Source organism: Dietzia maris, from assembly GCF_014144855.1.
Classification (GTDB): domain Bacteria; phylum Actinomycetota; class Actinomycetes; order Mycobacteriales; family Mycobacteriaceae; genus Dietzia; species Dietzia kunjamensis.
In genome coordinates this window covers 1-6,990 of the sequence record NZ_JAALDN010000180.1, presented here as the reverse complement: position 1 = coordinate 6,990, position 6,990 = coordinate 1, and the positions used below count along the sequence as shown (strand labels likewise).

The following is a 6,990-nucleotide window of genomic DNA, read 5'->3' as shown; positions in this document are numbered from 1 at the left end:
CCGGCCGAGGTTGGTGTGCAGCAGGACGCCACTGGCGTTGAGGACGGGCGTCAACGTCACGGGCGCCGTGGGCAGCGCGTCGAGCACCGCGTCGACGATCTCGGCGGGCGGGAGCGCTCCCGCCCGGGCGCGGTCTTGCGCGCCGCGGATCTCACCCTTGACCAGCTCACGGCCCAGCCCGTCGACCGCCGCGGCGAGCCGGGGATCGTGGAGCAGGACGTCGGTGGACGGGATGAGGCGACGCGGATCGGGCGACGACGGCCCCGACCCCTCGTGCGGCTGCTCGGTGATCGTCCGTTCCCCTTTTCGGATCGGTGCCGGTGACGGTGAGGTTGTGGCGGAGGCGGACGGGAATCGAACCCGCCTGACCGAGATACTCGGCCACGTCGGTTTTGAAGACCGCGGGGACCACCAGGTGCCCGGACGCCTCCCTGCCCCACGAGACTAGGCGGTGTTCCCCGGCCGCGCCCACCGATCGGCGCCGCCTCGTTAGGGTCGGACCATGACCACCGAACCCATCTCGCCCGCAGCCCGGCTCACCTCGTACGCGCACGGGGGCGGGTGTGCCTGCAAGATCTCGCCCGGTGCTCTGGAGAACGTCGTTGCCGACCTCATCGGGGCCCCGGTCCGCGATCCGGCCGCGGAACTCATCGTGGGCCTCGACGACGGCGACGACGCGGCGGCGGTGCGGATCACCGGTGGCCGGGCCGTCATCAGCACCGCCGACTTCTTCACCCCCGTCGTCGACGACCCGTACGACTGGGGGCGCATCGCCGCGGCCAACGCGCTGTCCGACGTCTACGCGATGGGCGGGACGCCGATCATGGCGATCAACCTGCTGTGCTGGCCGATGGACGTCCTGCCGTACGAGATGGCCGGAGAGGTGCTGCGTGGCGCCCAGGAGGTGGCCGGCGCCGCCGGATGCCACGTGGCCGGCGGGCACAGCGTCGACGACCCCGAGCCCAAGTACGGCATGGCCGTCACCGGGCTGGCGGACCCGGACCGGCTGCTGCGCAATGACGCGGGCCGGGCCGGGATGCCGCTGTCGCTCACCAAGCCGCTGGGGATCGGGATGCTCAACTGTCGGCACAAGAACACCGGGGAGGTGAGCCGCGAGGCGATCGAGACGATGACCACCCTCAACGACGTCGCCTCCCGGGACGCCCTGGCCGCCGGGGTCGAGTGCGCCACGGACGTCACCGGGTTCGGCCTGCTCGGCCACCTGTACAAGATGGCCCGGGCCAGCGGCGTCTCGGCCGTGATCGACCCCGCCGCGGTGCCCTACCTCGAGGGCGCCCGTCAGGCGCTCGCCGACGGATACGTCAGCGGCGGGACGCGCCGCAACCTCGACTGGGTACGTCCGCACCTCGCGGCCGACGTGGACGAGGACGAGCTGCTCCTGCTCGCCGACGCCCAGACCTCCGGCGGGCTGCTCGTGGCCGGGGAGATCCCGGGGGGCACCGTGATCGGCGAACTCGTCCCCGCCGGAGACGCGGCGATCACCGTGCGCTGACGGGGCCGGTTTCCCCGCACCTCGCCGAGCAGAGGGTTTCGCACACCCGCTCTCGGGCGATACCGGCGAAATCCTCTGCTCGGCGGGAGGGTGAGCGCCCAAAGGCGGGAGGGTGAGCGCGCGCGGCCGGGATCCGCCCCGCCAGCTCAGGCGGGGCGGTCGAGGCGGGCGAACGCGTCGAAGATGCGGGCACCGTGGGCCAGCGCCCGCTCGTCCAGCACGAAGCCCGGATGGTGGAGATCCGTCTCCTCGGACTCGCCGTCCCACACCCCCAACCGCAGGTAGACGCCGGGGATCTCCTCGGTGTACCAGGCGAAGTCCTCGCCGCCGCTGGACTGGTCAGCGGTGCCCACCCCGTCGGTTCCGAGCACCGATTCGACGGCCTTCGCCGCGAGGTCGGCGCACTCGTCGTCGTTCACCACGGGCGGCACACCCTGGATGTACTCGACCTCGGTGCGCGCCCCGTACAGGGCACCGATCCGCTCGACCGTCTCGCGGACCAGCGGCTCGACGGTCGCCCACACATCGCGGTCCGCGCTGCGCAGCGTGCCCCAGATCTCGCCCGAGTCGGGGATGACGTTGGGCGCGGACCCGCCGGCCTTGATCGAGGCCCACGTGAGCACGGTGCCCGACCGCGGGTCGATCCGTCGGTCGATCACGCCCGTGACGCCCGTGACGATCTGGGCCAGGGTGAAGACGGTGTCCTGGGTCTCGTGCGGACGCGCGGTGTGCCCGCCGTCCGAGTGGACGGTGATGCCGATCTTGGCGTTGGACGAGGTGATGGCCCCGCCGGTCACGCCCACCTCGCCGACCGGGCGGTGCGGGTCGCAGTGCAGCGCGAGGATGCGGTCGACGCCCTTGACCACGCCCTCCTCGACGCAGTCCTTGGCACCGCCGGGCATCGTCTCCTCGGCCGGCTGGAAAATCAGGCGCACCGGGCGGGGCGGCGGGTCGGCGACCAGCATCTCGGCGGCGCCCAGCAGCATCGCCGTGTGGCCGTCGTGCCCGCAGGAGTGGCTGACGCCCTCGACCTCGGAGGAGAAGGACTCGCCGGACTCCTCGCTCATGGCCAGCGCGTCGATGTCCGCGCGCAGCGCCACCACGTCGGTCGACGTGGCCCCGTCGGCGGCCGCGACGTCGCACCACAGCCCGGTGCCCACCTCGAACCGCTCGGGCTTGAGCCCCATCGATCGGAGCTCGCCCTCGATGTACTCGGTCGTCTCCCGCTCCTCGTAGGACAGCTCGGGGTGGGCGTGGATGTGCCGCCGCCACCCGACGAGCCGGCCCTCGAACCCGGTCGGGTCGGGGGTCTCATTCTTCTTGCGTCCGAACATCGAACACCTCCTGGCAGAACTGGACCACCCGGTCGCCGAGACGCTGCCGGTTGGCCAATTTCACGAATTCATGACCTTCGTCCTCGAACAGCAGGACGTCCACCGGTACGCCGCGCCGGCGCAGGAACTCCACGGCCTGATCGGTCTCGCTGAGCGGCACATTGGTGTCGTGCGCGCCGTGGACGAAGAGCATCGGGACGTCCACGTGGTGGTACCGCCGTAGGGGCGAGGCCTCCCGCAGTAGCTCACGTTCCTGGAGCGGGTTGCCGTACTTGGGGTAGGCGGCCGCGGCGATCCACGGCTCGGTGGTGCGGTAGAAGGTCTGCAGGTCGCTCATCCCGCACGCGGCGATTCCGCCTCGCCACCTGCCGGGGTGGCGGACCAGCGTGGCGTTGACCAGGTAGCCGCCGTAGGACCGGCCCGAGACCACCGCCCGGCCTGGATCGGCGATGCCCTCGTCGATCAGGTGCAGCAACGCGTCCTCGACGTCGTCGATGCCGGAGAAGCGACCGTAGCGGTCGTCGGCGTGACTGAAGAAACGACCCGAGCCGGTCGACCCGCGCACGTTGGGCAGGAAGTAGTTCACGCCGATGTCGAGGTAGCGGCGGGCGATGTCGTTGTACCCGGGGCGCGACTGCCCCTCGGGACCGCCGTGGAGGTGGACCACGGTCGGGCCCGGTTCGTCAGCGATGTCGGGACGGTACAGCCAGCCGCTGAGCTGGAGTCCGTCACGGGCGGTGAACTCGACCAACGTCGGCGCGGGGTCGGGTTGCTCGGGCGGCCACCCGGTCCACCTGCGGTTGTCCACGTCGTACATCACCACGCGCGGCGGCTGGTCGAGGCTCTCGATGGTGAGCGCGAGCAACCGGCCGTCTGCGGTGAGCGTGGGTGAGGTCGCCACGACCTCGGGCAGCGGTGGCCGAACGATCACGCGGGGGCGCTCCGGCCGTAGGTCGAGGACCTCGATCTCCGACAGACCACCGCGCACGTTCCACAGCAGCACCGCGGTCGAGCGGTCCAGGCTCACCTCGACGCGGTCGAGATCGGCGTCGGTGCGGAACGCCACCGGCCAGGACTCGGTGGAGTCCTCGTCCGCCTCGACCGCGAGCAGGCCCATCCGGTCCGCCGAATGGTCGCTGCGGACGACCATCCGCATGGGACGGTCGTCGTCCCCCGCGTCGAGGATGACTCCGGCGTCCGTGGTGGAGCCGGTGTCGACGGGTAGCAGTGGCCACCACCGGCCGTCGGGGACGATGCGCAGCAACTCGCGGTTACCGCGGGCACCCACCCGGAACAGCGCGGCTCCGTCCCACGCGTGGACCAGTGCACCGCCCATCCGTCGATCGACGACGGTGTGCTCCCCGGTCTCGGGGTCCACGAGGCGGCCCTCGGCCAGGCCCTCGGAGTCGAACGCCGTCACCGCGAGCAGGTCGCCGTCCCAGCCGACGATCTGGACGGTGGCGTCGCCCACGGTGTCGACGGGGTAGACGTCGTGATCGTCGGGGTCGGTGGTGACCAGCCAGATCCGTTCGCGCTCGCCGCCGTCCGGGGCGACCTCGCAGGCGAGCCACCTGCCGTTGGGCGAGTAGGCCACGCGGCGCACGGGGCCGTCGACGGGCAGCACGACGTCGCGCTCCGGCCCGGCCCCGTCCAGCCCACCCGGCCCCAGCGGCCGCTGCACGGCGCGCGGGTAGCCGGTGCGCTCGGTGACCACGCACGCCAACATCGACCCGTCGGGCGACAGGTTGGGGGACGTGGTGTGGCGGATCTGGGTGGGCCCCCCGGCGGCGTCGTCGGGTGGTCCCGCGACGTCGCGGGACTCGGCCTCCTCGGTGACCTCGACGTCGACCTCGGTGGTGTCAGGCACGGTGAATCCAGGTGTCCTTTCCGCCGCCTCCGCTCGAGGCGTTGACGACCATGGTGCCCGCCGGGGCCACGCGCGTCAGTGCGACAGGCGGGGCCGTGGCGGCGATCTCTCCCCCCTCACCGTGCCGCAACATGACGAACGCCCGCATGTCGACGTGGCGTCGCTGCAGTTCGCGGCCGTCGAACGTCGGCAGGGTGGACAGTGACTGCACCTCCTGCGCGACGAACCGGTCCCCGTGGCGGCGCAGCTCGTCCCGACGCTCGTCGAGCTCCCGGGGCGAGCATTCCGGGCCCACGGTGATGTCGGACCCGCCGTAGCCGTCGATCGGCTTGACGACCAGCTCGCCGAGCCGGTCGAGGACCTGTCGACGCTGGTCCGGGTCGGCGCACAGGTACGTGTCGACCTGGCCGATGAGAGGCTTCTCGCCCAGGTAGAAGTCGATGATCTTGGGGACCATGGCGTAGATCGCCTTGTCGTCGGCGGCACCGTTGCCGGGCGCGTTGACCACGGCGACGCCGTGCTCCGCCATCGCGTTCAGCAGCCCACTGCGCAGCGCGGTGCCATCTGCGCCCGTAGAGGACAGGAGCATCTCCTCGTCCATACGGACGTAGAGCACGTTGATCTTCTGCCGCTCCCCGCCCTCGACCCGCCATAGGGCGGAGTCCTCGCACATCAGGTCCGAGGGCGTCACCAGGGTGCCACCGACCGCCTCGGTGACGCTGCTGAGGTCGTACGCCTCGAGTTCGTCCTCGGCGACCACCACGCCGATGGCGGGATCGTCGACGCCCTCGGGCGCGGCCGCCCGCAGGGTGTCGGTCAGCATCGCCAGCGCCTCGCGGGGGTCGTGGACCTCCGACCGCGCACCGAACTCGGGGAAACCCTCGGCGATCCGGTCGCGCAGTGCGACCGCCATCGCCATCCCCCCGGGCATCCGCAGGTTGTCCTCGAGCACGATCCACTCGCCCGGCGCCGTGGAGACCAGGTCCACGCCACACACCGGGGCGTGGAGGACGCCCTCGGGCACCGCGCGTCCGGTGGGACGGAACCCCGGTGCGCGCTGGAGCGCCTCGGCGGGGACCACGCCGGCCCGGCTGATCTCGCCCGCCCCGTAGATGTCGCGCAGGAACATCTCCATCGCGCGCGCCCGCTGCTCGATGCCCGCAGAGATCCGCGCCCATTGGTCAGCCGGGACGATCCGCGGGACGGAGTCCAGCGGGAAGACCTGCGGCTCGTCCTTGCCGTACACCTTGAGCGTGATGCCCATGGAGCGCAGTCTGTCGTCCACCTGCTCCTTGCGCTCGCACAGGACCTCGGGGCCCATGTCGGACACGGCCTTGAGCAGGTCCACGTACTCGGGCCGCGGGTTGCCGTCCTCGGAGATGGCCTCGTCGTGCACCTCCTCGGTGACCGCCTCCCCGAGCGGCGAGTAGGAGGCGAGCATGTGTCGCATCCCGCGGTCGTCGGCGGTGTCCCGGGGGCGGATCCGCTCGACGGTCTCAGCCAGCAGGACGGCGATCACGTCGCTGCGGCGTCCCCGTCGGCGGTGCGCCGCGCGTTGGCGGGTCGCCGAGGTCGCGGAACCGCGGACCCCGTCGAGCAGGTTCAGCACCAGGTCGAGTTCGCCTCCGGCCCGGAGGTGGTCGACGTGGTCGTCGACCAGTCCGGTGAGCACCTCGGTGGCGGGGCGGGGGCGCCCGGTCGCCACGTCCACGAGGTCCCCCTCGAGTCCGGAGCGTGCGGCGCGCCAGAACGCCGCGGCCAGCACGGCGTCGGAGGGTCCGTCCCACCCAACGGATCCGGCGCCCTGCGCGGCGTCCCGTTCGGCGAGGACGCGGTCGACCGCCGCGCGGAACAGGGCGGCGACGACGACGAGGGTGTCGATCGTGCTGCACGAATCGCAGGCCACGAGTTCGATCCCGTCCCCGTCCCGGGAGGGGCGGACGTCGACCGCGATCCCCTCCCGTCCCGCGACCACGCCGGTGGCGACGATCTCGTCCTCGCAGGCCAGCGCCTCGTCGGCGGTGTCGGCGGCATAGGCGAGCAGGTGTGCGGGCGACCACTGGCTCTCGAAGTAGCGGGTGGAGGCGTACCCGGAGTCGGTGCCGTCGGCCCAGTAGGGGGAACTCGCCGACAGTGCCAGCAGCACCGGCGCGAGGGCGGCGACCCGTCGGGCCGCGTACTGGGCCTCGTCGGCGTCGGCGGTCTCGATCACCACCCGGAAGCCGGCCGAGGCGCGGGTCTGCGACTCGCGGCCCGGCGCGGGGTGGGGGTCCTGC

Annotated in this window: 4 protein-coding genes, 1 tRNA gene and 1 pseudogene; 1 reads left to right on the top strand and 5 read right to left on the bottom strand. The window is 72.2% G+C overall.

All coding sequences use genetic code 11. The features are described from left to right. Both G6024_RS06520 and G6024_RS06515 read right to left on the bottom strand, forming a co-directional pair. Window positions 1-216, bottom strand: a pseudogene (locus G6024_RS06520) (L-seryl-tRNA(Sec) selenium transferase); the annotation flags it as partial. A gap of 119 nt (window positions 217-335) precedes the next feature. Next, a tRNA-Sec gene (locus tag G6024_RS06515) sits at window positions 336-431 on the bottom strand. Window positions 432-502: 71 nt separating this feature from the next. Here G6024_RS06515 and selD point away from each other — a divergent pair. After that, on the top strand, window positions 503-1,513 hold the full coding sequence (gene selD, locus G6024_RS06510; protein WP_159148327.1) for a selenide, water dikinase SelD: 1,011 nt from the start codon (window positions 503-505) through the stop codon (window positions 1,511-1,513). A 146-nt stretch (window positions 1,514-1,659) separates the two neighbouring features. Here the strand turns inward: selD and G6024_RS06505 are convergent, their stop codons facing one another. From G6024_RS06505 to G6024_RS06495, 3 genes are all read right to left on the bottom strand, one after another. Then, the gene (locus G6024_RS06505; protein WP_067720051.1) at window positions 1,660-2,847 is read right to left on the bottom strand and encodes a M20 family metallopeptidase; all 1,188 of its coding nucleotides are present in this window, start codon (window positions 2,845-2,847) and stop codon (window positions 1,660-1,662) included. Continuing rightward, entirely contained in the window at window positions 2,825-4,714 is a 1,890-nt protein-coding gene (locus G6024_RS06500; RefSeq protein ID WP_069388748.1) for a S9 family peptidase, read from the bottom strand. The genes G6024_RS06505 and G6024_RS06500 overlap by 23 nt, the downstream gene beginning before the upstream one ends. Beyond that, window positions 4,707-6,990: glutamate-cysteine ligase family protein (locus tag G6024_RS06495; RefSeq protein ID WP_159148326.1), on the bottom strand; the 2,284-nt coding region annotated here is incomplete at its 5' end. The genes G6024_RS06495 and G6024_RS06500, both read right to left, overlap by 8 nt.

What these genes read in the sequence shown, in the direction of transcription:
- selD (WP_159148327.1), top strand. Translation starts at nt 503, where the DNA reads ATGACCACCGAACCCATCTCGCCCGCAGCCCGGCTCACCTCGTACGCG.
- G6024_RS06505 (WP_067720051.1), bottom strand. Translation starts at nt 2,847, where the DNA reads ATGTTCGGACGCAAGAAGAATGAGACCCCCGACCCGACCGGGTTCGAG.